The sequence below is a fragment of the Caballeronia catudaia genome (assembly GCF_001544755.2).
Classification (GTDB): domain Bacteria; phylum Pseudomonadota; class Gammaproteobacteria; order Burkholderiales; family Burkholderiaceae; genus Caballeronia; species Caballeronia catudaia.
The window spans coordinates 114991-138304 of record NZ_FCOF02000004.1 but is presented as its reverse complement, the minus strand read 5'-3'; the positions used below and the strand labels follow the sequence as shown (position 1 = coordinate 138304).

17 protein-coding genes are annotated in these 23314 nt (G+C 64.4%); 11 read left to right on the top strand and 6 right to left on the bottom strand.

What is annotated here, in order from left to right; genetic code table 11:
- Window positions 1–30: 30 nt before the first annotated feature.
- Together AWB75_RS06065 and AWB75_RS06060 are read right to left on the bottom strand one after the other, a co-directional pair.
- Window positions 31–453, bottom strand: coding sequence for a DUF1810 domain-containing protein (locus AWB75_RS06065; RefSeq protein ID WP_061123173.1), 423 nt, complete (start codon window positions 451–453; stop codon window positions 31–33).
- A 22-nt stretch (window positions 454–475) separates the two neighbouring features.
- Entirely contained in the window at window positions 476–1393 is a 918-nt protein-coding gene (locus tag AWB75_RS06060; protein WP_061123172.1) for an aldo/keto reductase, read from the bottom strand.
- On the opposite strand from AWB75_RS06060, the gene AWB75_RS06055 reads away from it, so the two are divergent.
- Window positions 1376–2881, top strand: coding sequence for a glycosyltransferase family 9 protein (locus AWB75_RS06055; protein ID WP_143746404.1), 1506 nt, complete (start codon window positions 1376–1378; stop codon window positions 2879–2881). The genes AWB75_RS06060 and AWB75_RS06055 overlap by 18 nt on opposite strands.
- On the opposite strand, the gene AWB75_RS06050 is transcribed toward AWB75_RS06055, so the two are convergent.
- The 3 genes from AWB75_RS06050 to AWB75_RS06040 are packed head-to-tail and all read right to left on the bottom strand — an operon-like array spanning window position 2841 to window position 6230.
- Complete coding sequence (locus AWB75_RS06050) at window positions 2841–4622, bottom strand: chloride channel protein (RefSeq protein ID WP_061123170.1); 1782 nt, start codon at window positions 4620–4622, stop codon at window positions 2841–2843. The genes AWB75_RS06055 and AWB75_RS06050 overlap by 41 nt on opposite strands.
- 19 nt (window positions 4623–4641) lie before the next feature.
- Window positions 4642–5052, bottom strand: coding sequence for a MarR family winged helix-turn-helix transcriptional regulator (locus AWB75_RS06045; RefSeq protein WP_061123169.1), 411 nt, complete (start codon window positions 5050–5052; stop codon window positions 4642–4644).
- Window positions 5049–6230 (bottom strand): HPP family protein, encoded by a 1182-nt coding sequence (locus AWB75_RS06040; RefSeq protein WP_061123168.1) that lies wholly within the window; start codon window positions 6228–6230, stop codon window positions 5049–5051. The genes AWB75_RS06045 and AWB75_RS06040 overlap by 4 nt, the downstream gene beginning before the upstream one ends.
- A 177-nt stretch (window positions 6231–6407) precedes the next feature.
- Between AWB75_RS06040 and AWB75_RS06035 the strand changes: the two genes are divergently transcribed.
- Window positions 6408–8264, top strand: coding sequence for a DUF3857 domain-containing transglutaminase family protein (locus tag AWB75_RS06035; protein ID WP_061123319.1), 1857 nt, complete (start codon window positions 6408–6410; stop codon window positions 8262–8264).
- Between the two features lie 35 nt (window positions 8265–8299).
- On the opposite strand, the gene AWB75_RS06030 is transcribed toward AWB75_RS06035, so the two are convergent.
- Entirely contained in the window at window positions 8300–10228 is a 1929-nt protein-coding gene (locus AWB75_RS06030; RefSeq protein WP_087086494.1) for an SUMF1/EgtB/PvdO family nonheme iron enzyme, read from the bottom strand.
- A 352-nt stretch (window positions 10229–10580) separates the two neighbouring features.
- On the opposite strand from AWB75_RS06030, the gene AWB75_RS06025 reads away from it, so the two are divergent.
- The 9 genes from AWB75_RS06025 to AWB75_RS05985 all read left to right on the top strand — a co-directional run bounded on the left by AWB75_RS06025 (window position 10581) and on the right by AWB75_RS05985 (window position 23309).
- Window positions 10581–11018 carry a DUF4399 domain-containing protein gene (locus AWB75_RS06025; protein WP_061123318.1) on the top strand — a complete coding sequence of 146 codons (438 nt, stop codon included), beginning with the start codon at window positions 10581–10583 and terminating at the stop codon, window positions 11016–11018.
- A 66-nt stretch (window positions 11019–11084) separates the two neighbouring features.
- On the top strand, window positions 11085–11543 hold the full coding sequence (locus AWB75_RS06020) for a DUF4399 domain-containing protein (RefSeq protein ID WP_061123166.1): 459 nt from the start codon (window positions 11085–11087) through the stop codon (window positions 11541–11543).
- Window positions 11544–11885: 342 nt separating this feature from the next.
- Window positions 11886–12185, top strand: coding sequence for a hypothetical protein (locus AWB75_RS06015; protein WP_061123165.1), 300 nt, complete (start codon window positions 11886–11888; stop codon window positions 12183–12185).
- Window positions 12186–12502: 317 nt separating this feature from the next.
- Complete coding sequence (locus tag AWB75_RS06010) at window positions 12503–13951, top strand: efflux transporter outer membrane subunit (protein ID WP_061123164.1); 1449 nt, start codon at window positions 12503–12505, stop codon at window positions 13949–13951.
- Between the two features lie 247 nt (window positions 13952–14198).
- The gene (locus tag AWB75_RS06005) at window positions 14199–16727 is read left to right on the top strand and encodes an FHA domain-containing protein (RefSeq protein WP_061123317.1); all 2529 of its coding nucleotides are present in this window, start codon (window positions 14199–14201) and stop codon (window positions 16725–16727) included.
- Complete coding sequence (locus AWB75_RS06000) at window positions 16705–18078, top strand: HlyD family efflux transporter periplasmic adaptor subunit (protein ID WP_061123163.1); 1374 nt, start codon at window positions 16705–16707, stop codon at window positions 18076–18078. Before AWB75_RS06005 ends, AWB75_RS06000 begins: the two co-directional genes overlap by 23 nt.
- 85 nt (window positions 18079–18163) lie before the next feature.
- A complete protein-coding gene (locus tag AWB75_RS05995) occupies window positions 18164–18916 on the top strand; it encodes a peptidylprolyl isomerase (RefSeq protein ID WP_061123162.1) in 753 nt (250 codons plus the stop codon).
- Between the two features lie 23 nt (window positions 18917–18939).
- Complete coding sequence (locus tag AWB75_RS05990) at window positions 18940–21999, top strand: peptidase domain-containing ABC transporter (RefSeq protein WP_061123161.1); 3060 nt, start codon at window positions 18940–18942, stop codon at window positions 21997–21999.
- Window positions 21996–23309: a sigma-54 interaction domain-containing protein gene (locus AWB75_RS05985; RefSeq protein WP_061123160.1), complete on the top strand. Its 1314-nt coding sequence runs from the start codon at window positions 21996–21998 to the stop codon at window positions 23307–23309. The genes AWB75_RS05990 and AWB75_RS05985 overlap by 4 nt, the downstream gene beginning before the upstream one ends.
- Window positions 23310–23314: the final 5 nt, after the last annotated feature.

Below are 23314 nucleotides of genomic sequence, written 5' to 3'. Positions count from 1 at the left end.
GTGTTTCGAAAAGCGCAACGGCCATGCCCATCATTCGAGCCGGGCGAGCGTCGCGTCGTCGGCATGGCCTTCGAAATAGCGGCGCAGGGCTTCGTCGAACACGTCGGGATCGTCGGCGGTGCGCGCGAAGAGCGTCATCGACGAATGAAATTTCAGGTCGTCCGGATAGCCGAAAATCTGCTCGACGCCGCGCCCCTGCACGCCGTTGACGATGCGCGTCAGCTCGACGAGCCGCGCGCCCAGCACCGGATGCGCGAGATACGCGCGGGCTTCGTCGCGCGACGAGATAGCGTAGTGCTGCGCCATCGCGCTGTGCCCGAGGCCGGCGATCTGTGGAAAGACGAACCACATCCAGTGCGTGCGCTTGCGGCCGGCCGAAAGCTCGGCGCGGACATCGTCGATGACGCTCGCCTGCGCGTCGACGAAACGCTGAAGGTCGTAGGGATCGCTCATTGTTGACTCCTCATTTGACTCCCTATGCGACCGCATCGGCGATGCGCTGTCTCATCGCCGCATCCGGATAGACGCCGATGCCCGCGCGTGCGTTGTCGATCATGTAATCGCGCCGTCCCGTGCCGGGAATCACGCAGGTGACGGCGGGGTTGGCCAGCACGAATTTGAGCAGGAGCTGTGCCCACGACGTGCAGCCGAGTTCCTGCGCGAACGCGGGCAGCGCGCGGTTGCGCAGGCTCGCGAGCAGGGAGCCGCCGCCGAACGGCTGATTGACGATCACCGCGACGCCGCGATCGGCCGCGAGCGGCAGAAGGCGCGCTTCGGCGTCGCGGTCGTTGGCGGCGTAGTTGATCTGCACGAAGTCGATGCGCTCCGAGCGCAGCACCGATTCGACCTGCGGAAAAGCGCCCGACGTGTAATGCGTGACGCCGATATAGCGGATTTTCCCGGCGGCTTTCCAGTCGCGCAGCGTGGCGAGGTGCGTGCGCCAGTCGAGCAGGTTGTGGATCTGCATCAGGTCGATGCGATCGGTTTGCCACAAGCGCATCGACTGCTCCATCTGCGCGATGCCGGCCGCGCGTCCGTCGGTCCAGACCTTGGTGGCGATGAAAGCCTTGCTGCGCGTGTTCGATTCCGCGAGCAGCGCGCCCGCGACGGCTTCGGAGGAGCCGTACATCGGCGATGAATCGATCACCGAGCCGCCGGCAGCGAAGAGTGCGCGCAGGACGTCGGCGAGCTCGCGGCGGCGGGCGGCGTCATCGCCGGCGTCGAAGGTGCGCCAGGTGCCGCAGCCGACGATCGGCAGTTTCTCGCCCGTCGAGGGGATCGGGCGGGTGTGCATGGGTTGCGTGGGCGTCTCGGCGGCATTGGGCGCGCGGGCGATCTGCGCGGCGAGGGCGGTGGCGGTGGCGGCGCGGAGAAAGTGGCGGCGAGTGGTCATGGGTGGGGGGCGGAGTGCGCGGTTCGCCGAGCGTCCTCCGGCGGGCGGCCAGTTGCCCGATTCTTTCGCTCCCGGAAACACTGGATGACCAAAAGTTCCTCTCCTCTTCGCGCGAACGCGTCTACCTTGAAGCTACTTTTTTACGTTTGCGATGCAACGAAAGCTAGCATATCCGGCTATCGCCAGTGTCCGAAACCAGATCGACCCGTCATGACCCATCCCCACGAAGTGGAAAATCTCGCCCCCCTCGACCTGGTCCGCACGCTCCGCGTGGCGGGACGCGCCGGTGAAGCCCGCGCGCTCTGCGCGCAGCTCGCCGCCTTGCCGGATCCCGACTGTTACATCGGGCAGCTCGGCATCGATCTGAGTTATCTCGGGATGTACGCGGAAGCCGAGAAATTCCTGATGCGCGCACTCGCGGAGGAATCGGTTACCTTGGATAACCGCTACATGCTGGCCGAGGAGCTGTGCATCGCGCAGTTCTTGCTCGGCAAATACCATGAGGCACACCAGTGCTACCGGACAATCCGTGGCCGGGAGTTCGCCGAGGCTTTTCATCGACTCATTCTCGAAGGTAATGAGGCGTGGCGGCACGTCCTGCCGCACAAGCTGCTCGAAATGGACGAATCTGTCGAGGACATGCGGATATTCATCCACGCAGAAGGCGGATTCGGCGATTTCGTGCAGTTTTCGCGTTATATCGACGCGCTCTTGCGCGACGGCGCGCGTGAGGTCGTCGTGGAGTACTTTCCGGGATGGGAGGAGATTTTCCGGCAAAGCGACGAAGTAACCATGTCGCTGCCGACAGTGGAGCAGCGTGCGATCGAACACGAACGCTGCGATCGCATGACCTTCGGCTTCAGTCTCTACGCGCGCTACCAGCGATCGCCGTATTGGCCGGCTGAGAATCCAGCGGCGCGCATCGCGATTCATCCAGCCAAGGCGTTGTCCGACGAGGCGGCGGAGTTGCTCGCCGACGAGACCAAGCGCCTGAAAATCGGCTTGCTCTGGAAAAGCGCGAGCGGCGTGCGTCAGGAGCCGTATCGCTCGATACCGCTCGCACGCCTCGAATCCTTGCTGCACAACCAGGATTGCCGGTTCTACGCAGTGCAAGTCGGAGACATCGGCGAAGAAGAACGCGCGATCATGAACCATCACGGCATCACCGACCTCGCGCCTCATCTCTCGACTTTCGGCGACACGGCCCGCGTGCTGGAAAAGCTCGATCTGCTCATCACCATCGACACGGGTACGGCGCATCTCGCCGGCGCGCTGAATCGCCCGGTGTGGGTGCTGCTATCGCAGGCGTGCGACAGCCGCTGGCTCGACTGCCAGCGCTTCACGCCGTGGTATCCGTCGATGCGTCTCCACCGGCAGACCGAACTCGGCGACTGGACCCAGCCGCTCGCCGATCTGCACACCGACCTGAACGCGCTCAGTGCTTCGTTCAGTGCTTCCTCAGCGCAGGCGCGCGCCGAAAACCCCTGAACCGCTCGCGCTGGTGCTCCTCATCGAAATGCGCCTTCGCCGGCTTGACGAGATCGCTGCGCGCCACGATGCCGACGAGCCTGAGCGACTGTTTGTCCGCGACCACCGGCAGGCGTTCCAGCTCGTGCACCGCGAGGCGCGTCGCGGCGAGGCGGCACGGCTCGCCTGGCAGCGCGAACGCCGGCGCACCATGCTGCTGCCGCTGCAAGGCCTCCCCGATAGTCGCGCCCGCTTCCTGCACCGACGACGCCCCGATCAGCGTTCCCAGCGACGCGCGGTCCAGCATGCCGACGAGCACGCCGTCGCGCACCACCGGATACGCGCGATGCACCTGCTGCGGGCCGAAGTGCTTCGCGAGCACGTCGGAGAGCGGCGTGGCGGCGTCGATCGTCAGCACGTCGCGCGTCATGACTTCATCGACGTGATGGCGCTCCAGCGGGTCCACGCCGTATTCGCGATAGATGTGATAGCCGCGCCGGGCGATCTTCTCCGTCATGATCGAGCGCTTCATCACGACGGTCGCGAAGCCGTGCGCGACGAGCGTCGCCGCCAGCAACGGCAGCAGCGCGTTGGCGTCGTGCGTGAGGCCGAACGCGAAGACGATCGCGGTGAGCGGGGCGCCGAGCGTCGCGCCGAGCGTCGCCGCCATGCAGACGAGCGGCCACAGCGCGGCATCGTGGCCCGGCAGGATCGCGCCGAGCGCGCTGCCGAGGCCCGCGCCGAGCATCAATAGCGGCGCGAGCACGCCGCCCGACGTGCCGGACGCGAGCGCGACGACCCAGATGATCGCTTTCACAGCGAGAATCGACAGCGCCACTGAAATCGCGATGTGCTGATGCAGCAGATCGCCGATCACGTCATAACCGACGCCGAGCGCGCGCGGCTCGAAATAGCCGCCGATCCCGACGAACACCGCGCCGATCGCGGGCCACCACATCCAGTGGATCGGCAGCTTGTGGAACAGGTCTTCCAGCTTGTACAGCGCCGCCGACAGCCCCGACGCGAGCGCGCCCGACAGCAGCCCCGCGACGAGGCACGACAGCAGCGAAAGCATGTGCGGCGGCTCGGTCTGGAGCGGGAAAAGCGCTTCCGTGCCGAACGCCGCCGCGCGCGCGAAGCCCGCGACCGCGCACGCGAGCGCGACCGGCAGAAAGCTGCGCGGCCGCCATTCGAACAACAGCAGTTCGACCGCGAGCAGCACCGCCGCGACCGGCGTGCCGAACACCGCCGTCATGCCCGCCGCCGCGCCCGCGACGAGCAGCGTCTTGCGTTCGGCCGCCGTCACGTCGATGCACTGCGCGATGAGCGAGCCGAGCGCGCCGCCCGTCATGATGATCGGGCCTTCCGCGCCGAACGGCCCGCCGCTGCCGATCACGATGCCCGAGGACAGCGGCTTCAGAATCGCGACTTTCGGCGACATGCGGCTCTTGCCGAACAGAATCGCTTCGATGGCTTCGGGAATGCCGTGGCCGCGGATCTTCTCCGAGCCGAAGCGCGCCATCATCCCGACGATCAGGCCGCCGATCACCGGAATCGCGATCACCCAGGGTCCGAGCGTATTGAGCGCGGGCGAGCGATCCGCGATGGAGAACGTGCCGAAGAAGAACAGGTTCGTGAAGAGATGGATGAGCTCGAGGAGCGCGACCGCCGCGAGCGTCGCGATCCCGCCGATGATGGCGGCGAGTCCGCATATCTTCAGCAGCCGGTCGTTGACCGAAAAGTCCCGTTTGTGTTGGTCCATGAGATGTGCTCCCGGGTATTCAAAGATCGATTCGCGGCACGCGAAACGCGCCTTCGAGCGACTTCAGTTCCGCGCGATGCAGCGCGGCGAGTCGTTCGAGTACCGCTTCGCCGCGCGCTTCGAGATGCACGCGCACCTGACGGCGATCCTCGACGCCCGGCGCGCGGCGCACGAGCCCGGCCGCCTCGCAGCGCGTCACCAGCGCCACGACGCCGTGATGATGGGACTGCATGCGCTCGGCGAGCTCGCCGACGGTGGCCCAGTCGCGGCCCGGATAGCCCTTGATGTGCAAGAGCATCAGGTATTGCAGCCGCGTGATGCCCTCGTCCTGCGCGGCGCGCTCGGAGAAGCGCTCGAAGCGCCGCATCTGATAGCGGAATTCGGACAGTTGCTCGAAGTCCGGCTTGCTGAGGTTGCGTGACTCGTTCATGGATTTCGGCTTCCCGACGTGGCTCGCGCGCTTCTGCGCTCGCCCGCGAACGATTGTCGATAGAGGCCCGAAATCAGGTCGGTCTCGGTGATCATGCCCGCGAGCTGATCGTGCTGCCCGAGCACCGGAATATGGTGGTGCCCGAACTGGGCGAACATCGGCACGAGCTCGGCGATCGGCGTACCCGTCTTCACCGTGCAGACATCGGTCGTCATCAGCGCGGCGACGAGCGGCGGCGTCGTCGACGGACCTCGCATCAGCTTTTCTATCGCATGCTTCATGCCTTGCGCGACGCCGTCGCGACGCACGGGCGCGAGATCGGCGCGCGTGACGATGCCGCGCACGCGGCGCGTCGCATCGATCACCGGGAGCGCCTTCACGTGATGCTTCTCGATGAGCGCGAGCGCCGCCTGCGCGCTCGTATCCGGGCTCACCGAGACGATCGCGCGCGACATGATGTCCGCGCATGTGAACTCCGTGAAGCGGCGCGCATAGGCCTGCAACTGCGTTTCGCGCAGGAGCGTTTCGAGATCGTCCGGATCGACGTCGAGCATTTCGCTGCGGCGGGCGAGCACGGTTTCCAGATCGGCGCGCGTGAACGACGCCGCATCCTGCGGCGCGCTCGCGGGCTTAGGCAGGGCGTGGCCGTGCGGATAGCGGTGTCCGGTCAGCGCGTGAAACACGATCGCCGACGACAGCAGCGCCGCCGACTGGATCGCCACCGGCGCGAGCACGAAGCCGTAGCCGAGCGCGTGCACCGACGGCCCGCCGAGCACCGCTGTCAGCGCGACCGCGCCCGAAGGCGGGTGAACGCAGCGCAGCGCGAACATCGCGCAGATGGCGAGACAGGCGGCGAGCGCGGCGGCATCGACGGGATCGTGGACGAGCATCGCGCAGGTCACGCCGACCGTCGCCGACACGATGTTCCCGCCGATGATCGACCACGGCTGCGCCAGCGGGCTAGCGGGCACGGCGAAGAGCAGCACGGCGGAGGCGCCCATAGGCGCGATCAGATAGGGAATCGCGGCCACGTCGCCGATCACGAGATGCGCGATGCCGCCCGTCAGCGCAATGCCGATCAAGGCGCCCAAGCCCGCGCGCAGGCGCTCGGTCCAGCGCAGCGTGACGGGAGCGGGAAGAAAGCCATGCAGCCAGCGAAGCAATGCGTGTCGCGACACTTTTTCAGCGGTCCGGGGAAAAGTCAGTGGAATACACACTGGCCGGCCGGTCGATGACGCGAGAGCAAGCGTGCGAAAACGCGAAATTGTATCGCAACATGATACAAATTGTCGCGTGCGTCATTTCGCGACGTGTACGATGGACTTTCCCTCGCGCCTCTGCCCATGACGCTCGACATGGTTCGCTGCCTCGCTGTTTTCTTCGGACTTTGCGTGTGGACTGGCGTCATGGCCGCGCCGGACGACGATCCGTCGGCCATCGTCAGCGATGAGCACGCGTTCGTCGTCGCGGCCGATGGCTCGCTCAGCGAAGACGACACGACCGTTTTACGGGCGAACACCTCGGCGGGCGTCGATGAGATCGCGCAGCGCTATGTCTGGTACGACAAGAGCGTGTCGGAAGTGGAGATCGTCGAGGCATATTCCGTCGATGCGAGCGGCGCGCGCCACGACGTCACGCCGGAGCAGATCCGCGACATTCAGGAGCCACGCTCGGCGGGCGCGCCGACGTTTCAGGACGCGAAACTGCGCGCGGTGATTTTTCCGGCGGTGGGCATCGGCTCGACGGTGCATCTGCGCTTTCGCAAGAGCCAGGCGGCGGCGGTGATTCCCGGGCAGTTCAACTATTACGTCGATCCGGGGCAGCGGCCCGTCCTGCAGCAGCGGCTCGTCTTCGACCTGCCCGCCGACAAGCCGCTCTACGCCGATGCGCGCGGCTACGTCGCCGAGCCGCCGGTCACGGAAAATGGGCGCACGCGCTATGCGTACGCTTACCGGCGCGAACGGATCGCGCGCATCGAAGGCGGCTCGGTCGGCTATGCGCAGTACGGCGATCGCCTGATGGTCTCGACCTTTCCCGATTACGCGCGCTTTGCGCAGAGCTACCGCGATGCCGCCGTCGATCCGTCCGCGAGCAATCCCGCCGTTCGCGCGCTCGCGGAATCGCTCACGCAAAACGACGCGGACGATCGCGCGAAAGCCAAAACGCTCTATGACTGGGTGCGCCGCAATATCCGCTATGTCGCGATGTTCATCGGTCAGAGTCCGGCCGTGCCGCATCGCGTGACGGACGTGCTCGCGAACCGCTACGGAGATTGCAAGGATCACGTCGCGCTCTACGGCGCGCTGCTCGATGCGGTGAGCATCCGCAACGAGCCCGCGCTGATCGGGCTGGGCGCCGTCTATACGTTGCCTTCGGTGCCGGGTTACGGATCGGGCGCGATCAATCACGTCATCACGTGGCTGCCGGATCTGAACCTGTATGCGGACAGCACGGCGTCGAGCGTCGAGTTCGGCTTTCTGCCGCTCGCGGATATGGACCGGCCCACGCTGCTCGTCGGCACGGGCGCGCTGTCCCGCACGCCCGCGACGCAGGCGCTCGCGCGCACGGCGCGGTTGCAGATCGAAGTCGCGCCGCAGGGCGAGGCGAGCTTCGCGTACTGGGTCGAGGATGCGGGATGGAGCGCGGAGATCGAGCGCATGAGCCTGCGCGCGGCGAACACGCAACGGCGCGATCAGATCGCGGCGGACCGGCTGCGCTTCACGAATCTGCGCGGCGCGGGCGCGCTGACGACGAGCGATGTCGATGCGACCGGCGGCCCCTTCGCGACGACGCTGCGCGGCACGCTCGACGACATCGTCTGGCCGACCGGCACGACGGCGCTGCCCGCGCTCTCCAGCCTGTCGGGCGGCATCGCGACGACGACGCGCGGCTGGCTCGCCGAGCGCGCACGCACGCAGCCGTATCTGTGCATCGGCGGGACGTTCGACGAGGTGTCGCAGATCACGCTGCCCAAAGCGATGCGCGTGACCGAAGTGCCCGACGATGTGGACCTGACGAGCGGTTTCTTCCGTTACCGCTCGCGCTATGTCTTCGATCCGTCGACCAACGTGATCCAGATCTCGCGCACGCTCGATGCGCGCTTCGGCCGGCAGGTCTGCACGCCCGGCGATTTTCAGGCGGCGTTGCCCGTGCTCAGGAAAATCGAGCGCGACACGCAGGCGCAGATCATTGTCAGGGCGACAGGGGGATGAAGCTCACTCCCTATGACGTTCACTCCCCATGACGTTCACTCCATATCCCGCGCGACCCGGAAACCGTTCTGCGATTGCCGCACGCTCGAGCTGTATTTGAAGCGCGTCGCGGACTGCATGTAGGTCGCGCCTTCCCGCCACGAGCCGCCGCGAATCACGCGCACGGAGCACGACGGATCGTCCCAGGCGCGGCCATCGGCGGGCGCGTTCTTGTACGAACTGTGCCAGCAGTCGGCGACCCATTCCCAGACGCTGCCGTTCACGTCGTAGAGGCCATACGGATTCGCCGCGAACGATCCGACCGGCGTCGGCGCTTCGGGCTTGTACGGATCGCCACAGTCCTTGCAGTCGGCGTTGCCTTTTTTCATCTGGTCGCCCCACCAGTAAGTGGATTGCGTGCCGCCGCGCGCCGCGTATTCCCATTCGGCTTCAGTCGGCAGCCGATACGCCTTGCCGCCGACCTTGCTCAGCCATTTGACGTAGACCTGCGCGTCGTCCCAGCTCACGTTGCGCATCGGCGCATTGTTGGGCGCGGGCGTCGCACCGTCGCCGTCTGCCGCGATGCGCGTGCACGCGCCCGCATCGGCGCATGCGTTCCATTGCTCGACGGTCACCTCGTACTTGCCGATCGCGAAGGGATGCCCGATCGATACGCGATGCGGCGGCTTCTCGGCGGGATCGTCGTTGTTGCTGCCCATCGTGAAACTGCCGGGCGAAAGCGGGATCAGCACGGGGCACGCCGGGCAATCCTTGATTTCGCCGCCGCTCGCCGTTTTCGCGGCGGGTTTTGCGTTGGCGGCGGGCGCTGCCGGCGCCGCGGCCGCGGGTGCGGCCGGTGTGGTCGCACGCGGTTTTTCCGGCGCGGCGGCCGTGGATGGCGTGGACGGCGCGGGCTTGGGCGCGGGTGCGGCGGGCGTGGCTGTCGCCGCCGGCGGTGCAGCGGGTGTCGCGGGCTTTGCGCTCGCCGTGCCCGACGCCTTGAGCCGCTCGATGCGCGCCTTCGCGAGCGCCGCGAAACGTCCGTTCGGATAGGACTTCAGATACGCCTCGTAGTCGCCCGGATAGGTGCTGTCCTTGATCGAATCCCAGAACGTCAGTTCGTACTGCTCGCTGCTGTCTTTCGGCAGGATGCCGCGCATGCGGACCGCGTTGGCGGATTCGGCGGGATCGATGGCGTTCGCGTCCGCCTGCGCGATACGCACGCTCGCCGGCGCATCGGCGATGGCAAAGCGTGCATCGAGCGTCGATGCGACCCACGGCCGTTGCGCGCCACGCGACTGCTGCGCGACATCCGACGCCGCAGCCGCGAACGTCGCCGATGTCACGGAGCGCGGCGCATCGAGCGCGCGCAGGAGCGCCGCCGTGTAACGTCCGTTGCGCCCGTCTTCGGCTGCTGCATCGCCCGGTGCGGCCGCATAAGCGACGAGCGTGCGCGGCGGCAGGTTCCAGATTCGCGCCGGCGTTTTTTCGAACGGATCGTCGAGACACATGTCCAGCACGACGATATTCGCCGCGCCCGGCCGCGCGCGCGTCATGCGCTCGACGATGGCCTTCGCCGAAACCGCATTGCGCACGAGCGTAACGGGCCGGCGCTCGCGCGCGTCGAGCGGCAGGAGCAGCGCATCGCCGCCCGCCTGCAATCCGTGACCGGCGAAATAGACGAGGCTCGTATCGTTCGGGCCGAGGCGCGCGGCGAAGTCATCGAGCGCATGGCGCATCGCGGCTTCATCGAGATTCGTGCGGCGCGTGACCTGGAAGCCCAGCGACAGGAGCGCGGCGCTCATGTCGTCGGCATCGCGCGATGCGCTCGCGAGCGGGCGATCCGCATAGTCCGCATTGCCGATCACGAGGGCCAGACGCTGAGACGATGGAGCGGGCGAAACGGTGACGGGCGTAGCGCTCGCTGGCGCAAGCACACCGCCGACCATCACGAACACGCCCGCGATAAGAATGGTTCGCCACATATTCACACCCTGTCTGTCCGGCTTTGAGTGGAGGGCATAGCATCGCATTCGCGCATGTATGCCGAGGCTTCGGGGCGAGGTCCGCGCCCTCGATGAGCAGCAACCAACAACAGCATCGACAACGATAGCACGCACTCACGCAGCGCTTAATCCTCTTAAAAGAGGTATTCGTCATGAGGGTCGAGAGATCATCGTGTGTACGTAGTTTTTTTAAACGTTACGTCCTAATCTAAAAGCCGAAGACGATGCATCACGCTGTTTGCATCGCGGCGCCGAGCACGAGCGTTCGCGTGCGCAAGGATCGATTCCCGGGCCCGTCCGCGAGGCCTTTCAACGAGAGGGCGTGCATAACATGATGAGAAGAACCGTGCTTGGCGCGCTGGCTTCCCTGGCCGCGCTGGCCGCCGATTCGACGTTTTCCGCCGCGCGCACGCGTACGCCCGCGCCGCCGAACGCCGAGGCGTACCTCATCTGGCCGTACGACGGCGCCTTCATCTCCGGCGGCAAGCTCTGGGTGCGCATGGGCTTGCGCAACATGGGCGTGTGTCCGAAGGGCGTCGATCTGCCGAACGTGGGGCATCACCATCTCCTCGTCGATACGGACCTGCCGCCGCTCGATCAGGAAATACCATCGGATCGCAACCATCTGCATTACGGCGCGGGTGAAACCGATGCGCGCCTCGAACTGCCGCCGGGCAAGCACACGCTGCAATTACTGTTGGGCGACTACAACCACGTGCCGCACGATCCGCCGGTCTACTCGAAGAAGATCACGATCACCGTCAAATGAGCCGCGAGCCGTGCCGCACGACGTGCTTCGCCGCCATAACCCGCGCATTTGCCGAGGGCATACGACATGAAGAATCGATCCGCTGACGCGCTCGCGCTCTCGCGTTCGCTCCTCGTCGCCGCCGCGCTGGCGACGGCGCTCGCCGCGCCTTGCGCGCTCGCCGGTACGACGCCCGCGCCCGCCAACGCGTATGCGTACATCGGCTATCCGAACGACGGTCAGACCGTGCCCGCGGGCAAGCCGTTCAAGGTGTGGTTCGGGCTGCGCTTCATGGGTGTCGCCCCACGCGGCGTGAAGTTTCCCAACACGGGGCATCACCATCTGTTGATCGACGTGGATCTGCCGCCGATGGATCAGGAGATTCCATCGGATCGCAATCATCTGCACTACGGCGCCGGCGAAACCGAAACGATGCTCGAATTGCCGCCGGGCAAACACACCATTCAGCTTCTGATGGGCGATGACAAGCACATACCGCATAACCCGCCGGTCTATTCCAGGAAGATCACGATCTACGTCAAGTAAATCCGGGCGCCGCGCGCGCGTGTTCTCAGCGGCGCCTTTTCCGATCTCTCATCGCGTTTCGTTCCGCGTGTTTCAGCGCGGCGGGAAGCGTTTGCTTTTTTGGTTTTTATCGATGTCGTTTTGAAACAGACAGGCGAAATGCGAAGTGTTGGTTCGACAGCATCAAGCGAGGTTATCGACACATCAGCGCGTGAAGCGACGAAAGCCTTACGCATCAAGCCAGACACAGCAATCGACGACATTTGAATCGCGATTGGCACGTCTCATGCGTTTAACGGTCGCAAGCAGACAAGCTGTCCGAAGCCACCACCGAATGCGCGATGCGCGCCAGGAGCCCCCGAAATGAAGACGCTGACCATCAAGGACCTTCCCGTTACCGAAGAGCTCGACAGCCGTGCGATGTCGGCGGTGCGCGGCGGCTATGCAGTGCTGTTCCCCGGCTTCATCTCGATGGACGGAACCACGCTCTCGATGCCGTTCAGCCCGCAGCAGTTCATCAACCAGACGCAGACGACAACGAACTCGGTCGGCAGCAACATCGCGTTCGCGGATGCGCTCAAGTCGCAGTCGAACGTCGCGCCGACGCAGAACGCGAAGAACATCGCCAACGTCAACTTCGGCAATGCGGGCAATCTCGCATAAGGCGATCGTTGCGAGGAATGAATCATAAGTCGATGCAGTAAAGCATCCATGCAGTCAGCAGTAAAAGCGGGGCACGGGGAGCTTCGCTAAAACACCGCCCGCATCCGGGGCGTCGCGGTTCGAGCGCAGCAGGGGCATCGCATCGAACCGCGTCACGAAAACGCGCGACGTGCCACAGAGCACGCGCGCGCCACGTGACTTAACCCGTATGGAGTCCCGGCGCGCCGTGTGATCTACTTGATGAACCGAACGGCCGGCGCCGCGCTTCTCACCCAACATAATCCGACCGTCGGTGCGCGTTCACCGGGAGCGAGATCGTGCAAGCCTTGTTGCCATCGTTGCGCGTCGCCATCGGGCGAAAGTTGACCGTATTGCCGGCGTTGGCCGCTGCCGCGCTGCTCGCCGGCTGCATCGACGTGAAAGTGCCGACATATCAGCGCCCGGACACGCCCGAGAAAACCGCCTTCACGAAGATCGACGCGCCCAAGGTCGCCGCCTCCGACACCATCCAGCCCGACTGGTGGAAGCAGTTCCAGGACCCATATCTCGACTCGCTGGTGGAGAAGGCCATCGCGAGTAACTTCGATATCAAGGTGCTGGCGGCGCGCATCCAGGTGGCGGGCGCGCAGATCGGCGAAGCACGCGCGGGCGCGTTGCCGTCGATGGATCTCGGCGCGGGCGCGAGCTTCGAAAAGACGACCGGCCAGAAGTTCTCGAAGCAATACAACCTGGCGACGCAGGTCAGTTGGGACATCGACATCTGGGGCACGGTCGAGAAAGGCGTGCAGGCGCAGAAGGCCGAATTCCGCGCGACCGAGGCCGACTGGCGCGCGGGCTATCTCGAACTCGTCGCGCTCGTCTCGACGACCTACTTCCAGATTCTTCAGTTCGACGATCAGATCCAGCAGCAGAAGCAGACCATCGCGACGAACCAGCAGATCCTCACGATCTTCGAGGGCATGCAGAAGAACGGCCTCGTGCCAAAGACGCAGGTGCTCACGCAGCGCGCGGAGCTCAATCGCCTCACGCGCGAACTGCTCGAACTGCGCCGTTCGCGCGATCTCGCGAACAATGCGCTTTCGACGCTGATCGGCGTGCCCGCCGGCGAATTCAAGATGCCCGACGGCAAGCTGCAAAAGCGCGTTCAGCCGCCGCCCGTGCCGAGCGGCCTACCGTCGCAACTGCTCGCGCGCCGCCCCGATCTGATCGCGGCCGAGTATCGCGTGCTCGAAGCGTATGACCTCGTCGGCCAGGCGAAGCTCGCGCAACTGCCGACCATCAACCTGACCGGACGCGCCGGCTCCGCGAGTTTTCAACTGACCGATCTGCTGAAGATGTTCACGCTGAGCTTCGTGCCGAGCATCAATATCCCGATTCTCGATCCGTCCGTGCGCGCACATGTGAAGACGACCGAAGCGCAGACCGGGGTCGCGGAACAGCAATATCGCAGCACGGTGATGAATGCGTTCGAGGAAGTGGAGAACGCGCTCGTCAATCTCGATTCGCACATGAAACAGCGCGTCGAGTTGCAGCAGGAAGTGGATCAGCTGAGCGTGGTGGCCGCGCAAATCGACGCGCAGCTGAAAGAGGGCGTGATCTCGCAGCTTCAGGTGTTCGAGACGGAGCGCACGCTGCTCGCCGCGCAACTCGCGCTGCTCGCGAATCATCAGCAGATTCTGTCCGACACCGTGACGCTATATAAAGCGCTCGGCGGCGGCTGGCCGACCGTCGATGTGCAGAGCGCGAGCAAGGATGGATTGAAGTGAAGCGTTCCATGAATAGCCGGGCCGCAATGATATGAAGGACTAACGATCGTTTCAAATCGCTGTTCTATGGCGTGATGCGCCAGTGCAGCACGATTGACTACGACGATGCGTGACTTAAACTCTCAACAGCCGCCGGTTCCCAATGACATCGATGACGGCGCGGTCCAACCTGTCCATGCGCCCGAGCTTGCCGGGCGATCCTCTGGCGCGTGCGCGGCAGCGGCTGGACGTACCTTGTGACATGGACATGGCTCAAGGCTCTTCCGTAGCGGAACAACAGCCGAGCGTGGGCGAGGCGTTCGACGTCATTCTGAAGCCCGCACCGCATCCGGAGCTTGCCCGCGAGCTGGCGGACAAGCTCACGGAAATCCGCATCGACGAAAATCTGTTCGCGATCGGCCGTGCGGAAGCGCCGTTCGATACGAGCCCGCCCGAAGCCGTCGCGCAGCTTTCGCGCCGCCACGCGCGCATTTTCATCGAGCATGGTTTCGTTTATATCGCCGATCTCGGCAGCAAGAACGGCACCGCCGTGAACGGCACGCCCGTGCGCGAAACGCCCGCGCGCATACGCAGCGGCGACATTATTTCGTTCGGCAGCCGGCTGTCGTATCGCGCGCAGTTCGCGCCACGCACGCGTCGTCTCGATGCGCCGAAGCCGATCGGCATCACGCTCGCGCCGCAACGCGACGACGTCGGCCTGCAGCCGATCGAGCTCGCGCAGTTTCCGTTTCTCGTCAGCAAGACCGATGACACGTTCGCGCGCTATCGCGCGCAGTATCCGCATCAGGTGAATTACGTGTCGCGCCGGCACGCGCATGTGTTCATCAAGGGCGGCGCGCCGTTCGTCGAGGATCTCGGCAGCACCAACGGCACGTTCGTGAACGGCGAGCGGCTCGGCGCGTCGGCGGTCGAACTGAAGAACGGCGACACGCTCGCGTTCGGCGGCACGCACTTCGCGTACAAGGTGCAGTTGCACGGCGACGAAGGCGAATCGACGCTCACCGAAATGGTCGCGCAAGCGGCCGCGGCGCAGTCTCATCACGATGACTTCGACAGCGACAAGACCACCTTCGTCGGCTCGGCGCATTCGTTCCTCGATATCTTTTGCGTCGATCAGGCCGCCGCGCGCGAGGACGAAGTCAACGAAGAAGCGCAGCCGGCGCCTGCCGAAGAGAAACGTCAGGACACGCGCCAGGCGAAGCGCAGCAAGTTCTCGCTTTTCGTCGGCGAATTGCGCCGTGCCCTCGCAAGCGACGATCCGCATGCGGCGCGGCGCACGCGCATCATCGTCGCGTGCGTGCTGGCCGTGTTCGTCGCGGGCGGCGCGGCGCTCTTCTATAGCGGCTCGCCCGAACGTCAGGCGAAATCGCTGATGGCGGACGGCGAGTTCGGCGAAGCGGCGGTGGTCACGAACGATTATCTGAAGACGCACCCGAAAGACGCGCAGTTCGCGGCGATGAACACCGAAGCCGTGCTCAAGTCGAACGTGCCGCGCTGGCTCGCCGCGTTGAAGACGGGCGATTTCGCGAACGCGAACGCGATCATCGCGCAGATGCGAACGCTCGCCGCGAACAACGCGGACGTGCACTCGCTCGTCGACGAGCTCGAATGGATCGGCAAGCTGGAAAGCTTCGTGATGAGCCGCGGCGGCGCCGATGCGCCGATCCGCATGTACGCCGACGAGCCACGCATCGGCGCGATCCTGAAGCACTGGGAAGCGGATGCGTCGGGGCATCAACGCGATCTCGACCGCATCGCGGGCTACGTGCCCGAGTTTCGCGATCCGTATGCGCTCGCGTTGAGCCATCTGCGCAAGCTGCAAAGCGACGACTCCGTGTATCTCGCGGCCATCGACAGGCTCAATGCGAGCATCGTCAAAAGTCTCGGCCAGGACGATGCCGATGCGATCAACGCGACGCTGAAGGAATACGCGGACAAATACCCGCGCCTCGCGGGTCTCGATCGCGTGCGCGCCGATCTCGCCGCCTACACGGACCTGCGTCGCGGTCTCATCGGTGCGAGCCTCGCACCGGTTGCGGCAGCGGCGGCCAAGGCCAAGTTTTCGACGCCGCCGTTCCAGGAAAAATTCAGGCAGATGAGCGCCGGCCCGTTGCCGCCGCCCGACGTGCTCGCGCAATACACGACCGTGTCCGATGCGTGGAATCGCGGCCAGAGCGCGCAGGCGATCGACGCGCTGCAAAAGCTGCCGCAAGGAACGTGGTCGCCGATGGTGCAAAAGGAGCTCGCGCACAAGAAGTCCGTGGCCGCCCAGTTCGCCGACTTGCAGAAGGCGCGCGGCTCCAAAGGCTATGAAGACGCGGTGCTGTCGTTCTATGAGACGCTCGATCTCGACGCCGATTCGTTCTATGCGAAGGCGGTCGCGCCCGAGGTCGCATCGCTGAAAGACAAGGCGATCGGCCGCGCGCAAATGCTGATGGCACAGGCGCAAACGCTGTGGCAGCAGTATCGGACGAACGGGGGCATCGGCGGATCGCAGCGGCTCGAATCGGGCGTGTCGGATACGTTCAGGACGCAGGCGCGGCTTCTGACGGATGCGCAGGACGCGGCCACGCGCGGCATGCGCATTTTCAGGCAGGTGAAGGCGGACAGCGCGACGGCGAAGTGGTCCGCGCTCGCCAGTGAGATCGACACCGAAGCGGACTTGCAGCGGCGTTCGCTGCAGGACCTGCGCATGGTGCTCGAACCGGGGCTTCTCAACACGAAGCTGAGTCTGATCGGCGGAGGCGCGAACAGTGAAGCGAGACGCACACCTTAAGCCGCTGTCGGAGGCGCTCGGGGAGCACGGCGCCGAAGGCATCGCAATTCTTGCGGCCGAGCCGGCCCGGATCACGCAGGGGCTCGTCTTCGCGATGGTCGCGCTCGTCGCGTCGGCGCTCGTGTGGTCGTTCGTCGGTCACGCGGACGTGATGGTCAACGCGCAAGGCACGCTTGCGCCCGAATCGGACGTGCGCCGCTTCTATGCGCCGATCGACGGCGAGCTCGCGGATCTTTTCATCGCCGAAGGGCAGCCCGTGCGCAAGGACGATGTCGTCGCGCGGCTGAACGCGCGCGGTGCGATCGAGGCGGCGACCAATGCGCTCGAAGCGCAATTGAAGCTCGACGACGCCGAGCGCGAGTGGAAGCAGTTCCCCGAGAAAAAGCTCCTGATGGAACGCAGGATCGCCGCGCTCAAGGATCAGATGGATGTGGAGGAGCATCAGCATCAGCAGCGCGTGTCCGAAGGCACGAGCAAGCTCGCGGAAGGCCAGAAGGCGCAGTTGCAGGAAGCGCGCAGCACGCTGGAGAACGCCCGCCGCGCGCGCGACGCCGCGAAGGTCGAGCTCGACCGCTTTCAGCGCCTGCTCGCGCTGCCGGGCGGCGGCGGCATTGCGGAAGCGCAGGTCGATCAGAAACGCAACGCGTATCTCGAAGCCGACGGCGCGTATCGCATCGAGCAATCGCGGCTCGCGGAACTGGACTTTCGTCTGAGTCACGATTTCACGCAGGCCAAGCGCCAGCTCGAAACGAGCGGTCAGGAAGCGACGAGTCTGCGCCTGCAATACGAAGCCGCGATGCGCGAAGTCGCGAGCACCGAGGACAAGCTGCGCTTGCAGCTCCAGACGGCGCGCCTCGTCGCGGATGCCGCCGCCCGCATCAAGTTCGAGAACATCGACAAGGACAATTTCCTGCTGATTCTCGCGCCGGTGTCGGGCGTCATCACGGACGTGACATCGACGCAGCCCGGCGACAAGATTCAGGCGAACACGCCGCTCGGCGGTATCGCGCCGGCGAATGCGAAGCCCGTGCTGAAGATCGAGATCGCCGAGCACGACCGCGCGTTCCTGCGCGAAGGCCAGCGCGTGAAGCTCAAGTTCAACGCGTTTCCTTATCAGCGCTATGGCGTCATCGACGGCACGCTCGCATTCATATCGCCGGCGACCAAGCCGAGCCCGACGACCAAGCAGCCGGTCTATGAAGGACGCGTGACGCTCGATCGCGATTTCTATCAGGTGGCGGACACGAAGTATCCGCTGCGTTACGGCATGACGGCGACCGCCGAAATCGTCGTGCGCGAGCGGCGCCTGATTGATCTCGGGCTCGATCCGTTCCGCAATGTGGCGGGATGAACGAAGGGATAGGGATGGAGGGTTACGCGCTCGCCCGGACACGAACATGATGCGCAATTCAACCTGAAACCAAACGGAGAACGACATGACGGCGATTGTGCGTATCGACGATGAAGTGGTCGATGTCGGCGAATTCATCAGGTTACTGAAGTTGAACGGGCAGTTCGACGGTCTCATCGAGCAGCTCGTGCGCGACAAGCTCACGGTGCGCGCGGCGAAAAAATCCGGCGTCGCCGTGAGCGACGATGAAGTCCAGAACCGCGCCGATCAGTTCCGCCGCATTCGCGGGCTGCATCGCGCGGCGGACATGAACAATTATCTCGATGCGCTTCATGTGAGCCTCGACGAATTCGAAGCCTTCATCACCGACACGCTCTATCACGAGAAGATGCTCGACAAGGTCGGCACGCAGCGCGAGATCGAAGAGTATTTCCAGCTCAATTCGCCGAAGTTCGACAGCATCGAAGTGAGTCACATCCTGCTCGATACCGAAGGCAGCGCCAAAGAGATGATCTCGTATCTCAACGACGATCCGGACAGCTTCGCCGACATGGCGCGCGAGCACTCACTCGCCGATACGCGCGACGCAGGCGGCGTGATCGGCCGCGTGATGCGCGGGCAGATGAAGCCGGAAGTCGAAGCAAAGGTGTTCAACGCGGAAGCCGGCGATCTGCTCGGGCCGTTCATATCGGCGGACGGAACCTCGTATGAAATCTTCGCGGTGACGGCGAAGTATCCCGCGCGGCTCGACGAAGACGTGTCCGCGGAAATCCGCCGCCTGCTGCGTGAGGAATGGATGATGGCGCGCGCGCAGGAGCATGTCATCGAGGCACGCTGACTTCACGGGAAACGCGATAGAACATGGACGCTCCATCGAGCCTTGATTCGCCCGCCGACTTTCTTTCGTCGGTCGAGATTCTCTCGCCGTTCACGCGCGAGGAAATCGAGCATCTCGCGGCGCACACCGAGTCGCGGCGCTTCGGCTTCGGCGAAACCGTGTGCAACGCGGGCGATGCCGCCGCGGGGCTGTTCATCGTGAAGGCGGGCTCCGTGCGCATCTTCACCGAGGAGCACGGCAAGGAAATCAGCATGGGGGTGAAGAAGGAGCGCGAGACATTCGCGGATATCGCGATGCTGCGCGACTACCGCCATGAGTCGTCGGTGCGTTCCTCGGGCAAGACGGAGCTGCTTTATATTCCGCGCAGCACGATCGAGCCGGTCATCGCGACGAATCCCGCCGCGCTCGCGTTCGTCACGAGCTATGTCGCGATCAATTCGGCGGGCGGCTTCGTCGCCAAGCTCTTCGATCTGCGCGGCAAACTCGACAAGGCCGAGCTCGAAGAATGCGTGCGCAGCGTCGGCGTGAAGCGTGTCGGTGAAGGCAAGGAGATTCTCAAGCAGGACTCGCGCGACGACCGGCGCCTTTATGTCGTGCGTCAGGGCGAAGTGCGCATCGTGCGCGAGGAGGGCGGCGAAAAGCATGTGCTCGCGACGCTCGGTCCCGGCGAGATATTCGGCGAAAAGGCCTGCGTGATGCGTCAGGAGCAGATGGCGTCGGCCATTGCGAGCACCGATACGCGCCTGCTAGTGATTCCCGAGAAGACGGTGCACTTCATCATCGAGCGCAATGTCAAGCTGCGCGAAGTGCTCGAAGAGCGCATCCGTTTCACCGAGCGTGAACTGACGCGGCAAAAGAAGATCGCCGAGCGGCGCAAGCTGCCCGCGATGCTCGATCTGCACACGAGACCTGAGCTGGGCGAGCGCGTGATCAAGCGCTTCGCTTGGGTGGAGCAGGCGGAAGAGATGGATTGCGGCGCGGCCTGTCTCGCGATGATCTGCCGCCACTACGGCATCAACATGACGCTCGGCAAGCTGCGCGAGCTCGCCAACGTCACGACCTCGGGCGCGACGCTCGATTCGCTCGCACGCGCGGGCGAATCGCTCGGCTTCACGACGCGCGGCGTGCAATGCACGTTCGAATCGCTGCGCGGCTTCGAGATGCCGTTCGTCGCGCATTGGGAGGGCTACCACTACATCATCATCTACGGTATCTCGAGCGAGAACGTCTGGGTCGCGGACCCCGCGATCGGCTTCAGGAAGATGACCGTCGGCGAATTCGAGCGCGGCTGGAGCGGGACGTGCCTGCTCTTCACGCCGGGACAGGATCTCACGCAGCAAGCCGTGTCGCGCTCGCCGTGGCTGCGCTTCGTCGGCTATCTGAAGCCGTACAAGAAGATCCTGCTGCATCTTTTTCTCGCGACCTTCGTCATTCAGGTGCTGGGCGTGATTCCGCCGCTCATCATCCAGAACATTCTCGATGGCGTGATCGTGCATCAGAACATCAGCCTGCTGCATGTGCTGATCGCGGGCCTCATCATCTCGAGTCTCTTCACGCAACTGATGACGACGATACGCGCGTATCTCGCGAACTTCATGGTCCGGAACATGGACTTCGCGATGATGTCTCAGTTCTTCAAGCACACGTTCTCGCTGCCGTTCGGGTTCTTCGCGAAGCGCAAGACCGGCGACGTGTTCGCGCGCTTTCAGGAGAACCACACGATCCGCGCGTTCCTCACGGAGTCGACGGTCTCGACCGTGCTGAACCTGCTGATGATCTTCATCTACTTCACGATCATGTTCCTCTACAACGTGAAGCTCACGTTGTTGCTCATCGCATTCGTGATTCCGATGATGGCGCTCACCGTGCTCGCGACGCCGCGCATCAAGCACAACGCGCGCGAAACTTTCAACGCGGGAACGGACGCGCGTTCGTATCTGATGGAAGCGCTCGGCGGCGTCGAGACGGTGAAAGGCATGGGCATCGAGCGCGCGGTGCGCCTGAAGTGGGAGAAGAAGTACGCGAAATCGCTCGAAGTGCAATACAGGTCGCAGCGCTTCAATATCGCGGTGGGCTTGTGCAGCCAGTTGCTCAATGCGGCGACGACCATCGGCATCTTGTGGGTCGGCGCGAATCTCGTGCTCGCGCGCGAGCTCACCATCGGGCAGCTGATCGCGTTCAACGCTTACATGGGCAGCGTGCTCGCGCCGTTGATGGGTCTCATCAACCTGTGGAGCCTGCTGAACGATGCGGGCGTTGCGATGGAGCGGCTCGGCGACGTGCTCGACATCGAGCCGGAACAGAAGCCGCAGGACATGCAGCAGCGCGTGATGCTGCCCGACCTGCAAGGCGATATCAGCTTCAACGGCGTGTACTTCCGTTATGGCGAAGGCGACGCGCCGTATGTGCTGGAGAACATCAGCTTCGATATCAAGCCGGGCGAGCTGATCGCGATCGTCGGGCGCAGCGGTTCGGGCAAGACGACGCTCGCGAAACTTCTCGTCGGGTTCTATGCGCCGAGCGAAGGCAGGATGACCGTCGATGGTTATGACATCAACGTCGTCGACAAGGGTTTCTTTCGCGCGCAGATCGGCTATGTGATGCAGAGCAATCTGCTGTTCTCGGGAACGATCGCCGATAACATCGCGAGCGGCGATGAAGCGCCCGACAGGCGGCGCATAGAAGAAGTGGCGAAAATGGCCGACGCGCACGGATTCATCGCGAAGATGCCGCTCGGTTATGAGCAGGTGGTGGGTGAGCGCGGCGTGGGATTGTCGGGCGGGCAGATTCAGCGGCTATGTATCGCGCGGGCGCTGTATCACGATCCGCGTCTGCTCGTGTTCGACGAAGCCACGTCCGCGCTCGATACACAATCGGAAAGCAATATCCTCGGCAACATGCAGGAGATCTTGAAAGGACGCACGGCGGTCATCATCGCGCACAGGCTTTCGACGATCATGCGCGCCGACAAGATTCTCGTGCTGTACGAAGGCGGCATCGTCGAGCAGGGCAAGCACGACGAACTCGTCGCGAGAAAGGGCATGTACTACCAACTCGTGCAAAAGCAACTGAGCGCAGCATGAAAATACTCGACCAGCCGGAAAGCGACACCAGCGCGCCCGCAGCATCGGCGATTTCATATGCGGGGCTCATCGAGAAGATCGAGATCTTGCGCTCGACGCTTCGATGGACCTCGCGGCTGGAGCGGCCCGAAATCGAAAAGCTCTTGCGGCAGGCGAGCACCTTGCGCGATGAAGTCATGCAGTTATCGCACAAGGAGCGTTTCGTGCAGGCGGCGGCTGCCGAGCCCAAGCGCGAGTTGTCGGCGGGCGCGCGGCGTCAGGCGCTGATCGAACGCAGCTTCGTGTTCGAAGGCACGTTCGGCGATAACCCGAAGCTGCTGGAAGCGCTGGAAATCGCGGAAAAAGCCGCGCCGACGGACCTGCCCGTGTTGATCGACGGAGAAAGCGGCACCGGCAAGGAACTGATGGCGAAGGTCATTCACGCGAACGGCGCGCGCGCGGACAAGCCATATATCTCGGTGAATTGCGGCGCGATTCCGGAGAACCTGCTGGAGTCCGAACTATTCGGGCATCGCAAGGGCGCGTTCACGGGCGCGACCAACGATCGCAAAGGCAAATTCGAAAGCGCGCATACAGGGACCATATTTCTCGATGAAATCGGCGAGTTGCCGCTGTCGGGGCAAGTGAAACTCTTGCGCGTGCTCGAATCGCACGAAATTCAGCGCGTGGGTTCGGACGAGCCGATCGCGGTGGATACGCGCATCGTCGCGGCGACGAACCGCAACCTGCGCAAGTTCTGCGACGAAGGGCGCTTTCGCGAGGATCTGTTCTATCGGCTGAGCGTGATCCATCTGACGCTGCCTGCGTTGCGCGAACGGCGCGACGAGATTCCGCTCCTGCTTGCCTATTTCGGCGATGAAGCCGCGGCGACGTTGAAACGGCGGCCGGTGAAGCTATCGCCGAGGCTGCGGGATTTTCTGCGCAACTACGACTATCCGGGGAATATCCGCGAACTGAGGAACGTGGTGTACCGGCTCGCGTGTCTTGCGGGAGACATGGCCGATATCGATCATCTGCCGGTGGATATCCGGCCGAAGTCATCGCTGTCGCTGGCGATGGGCGGGCCGGCCGCGAGCGGCAACGGCATCGCGACGGCGAGTTCGCTGGCGGAAGCGAAACGCGTCGCGAGCGATGAGGCCGAGCGCGCGTTTCTCGAACGCGGATTGCAGGAGACGGGTGGTACGGTCGCGGAGCTTGCGCGGCGGTATGAGATGAACCGGTCGCATCTGCAGATGCTTTTGAAGAAGCATGGACTGCATTCGAAGGAGTTTCGTGCGGCGGCGCAGAAGAATCGGGAGGCGGGGGGGTGAAGTCT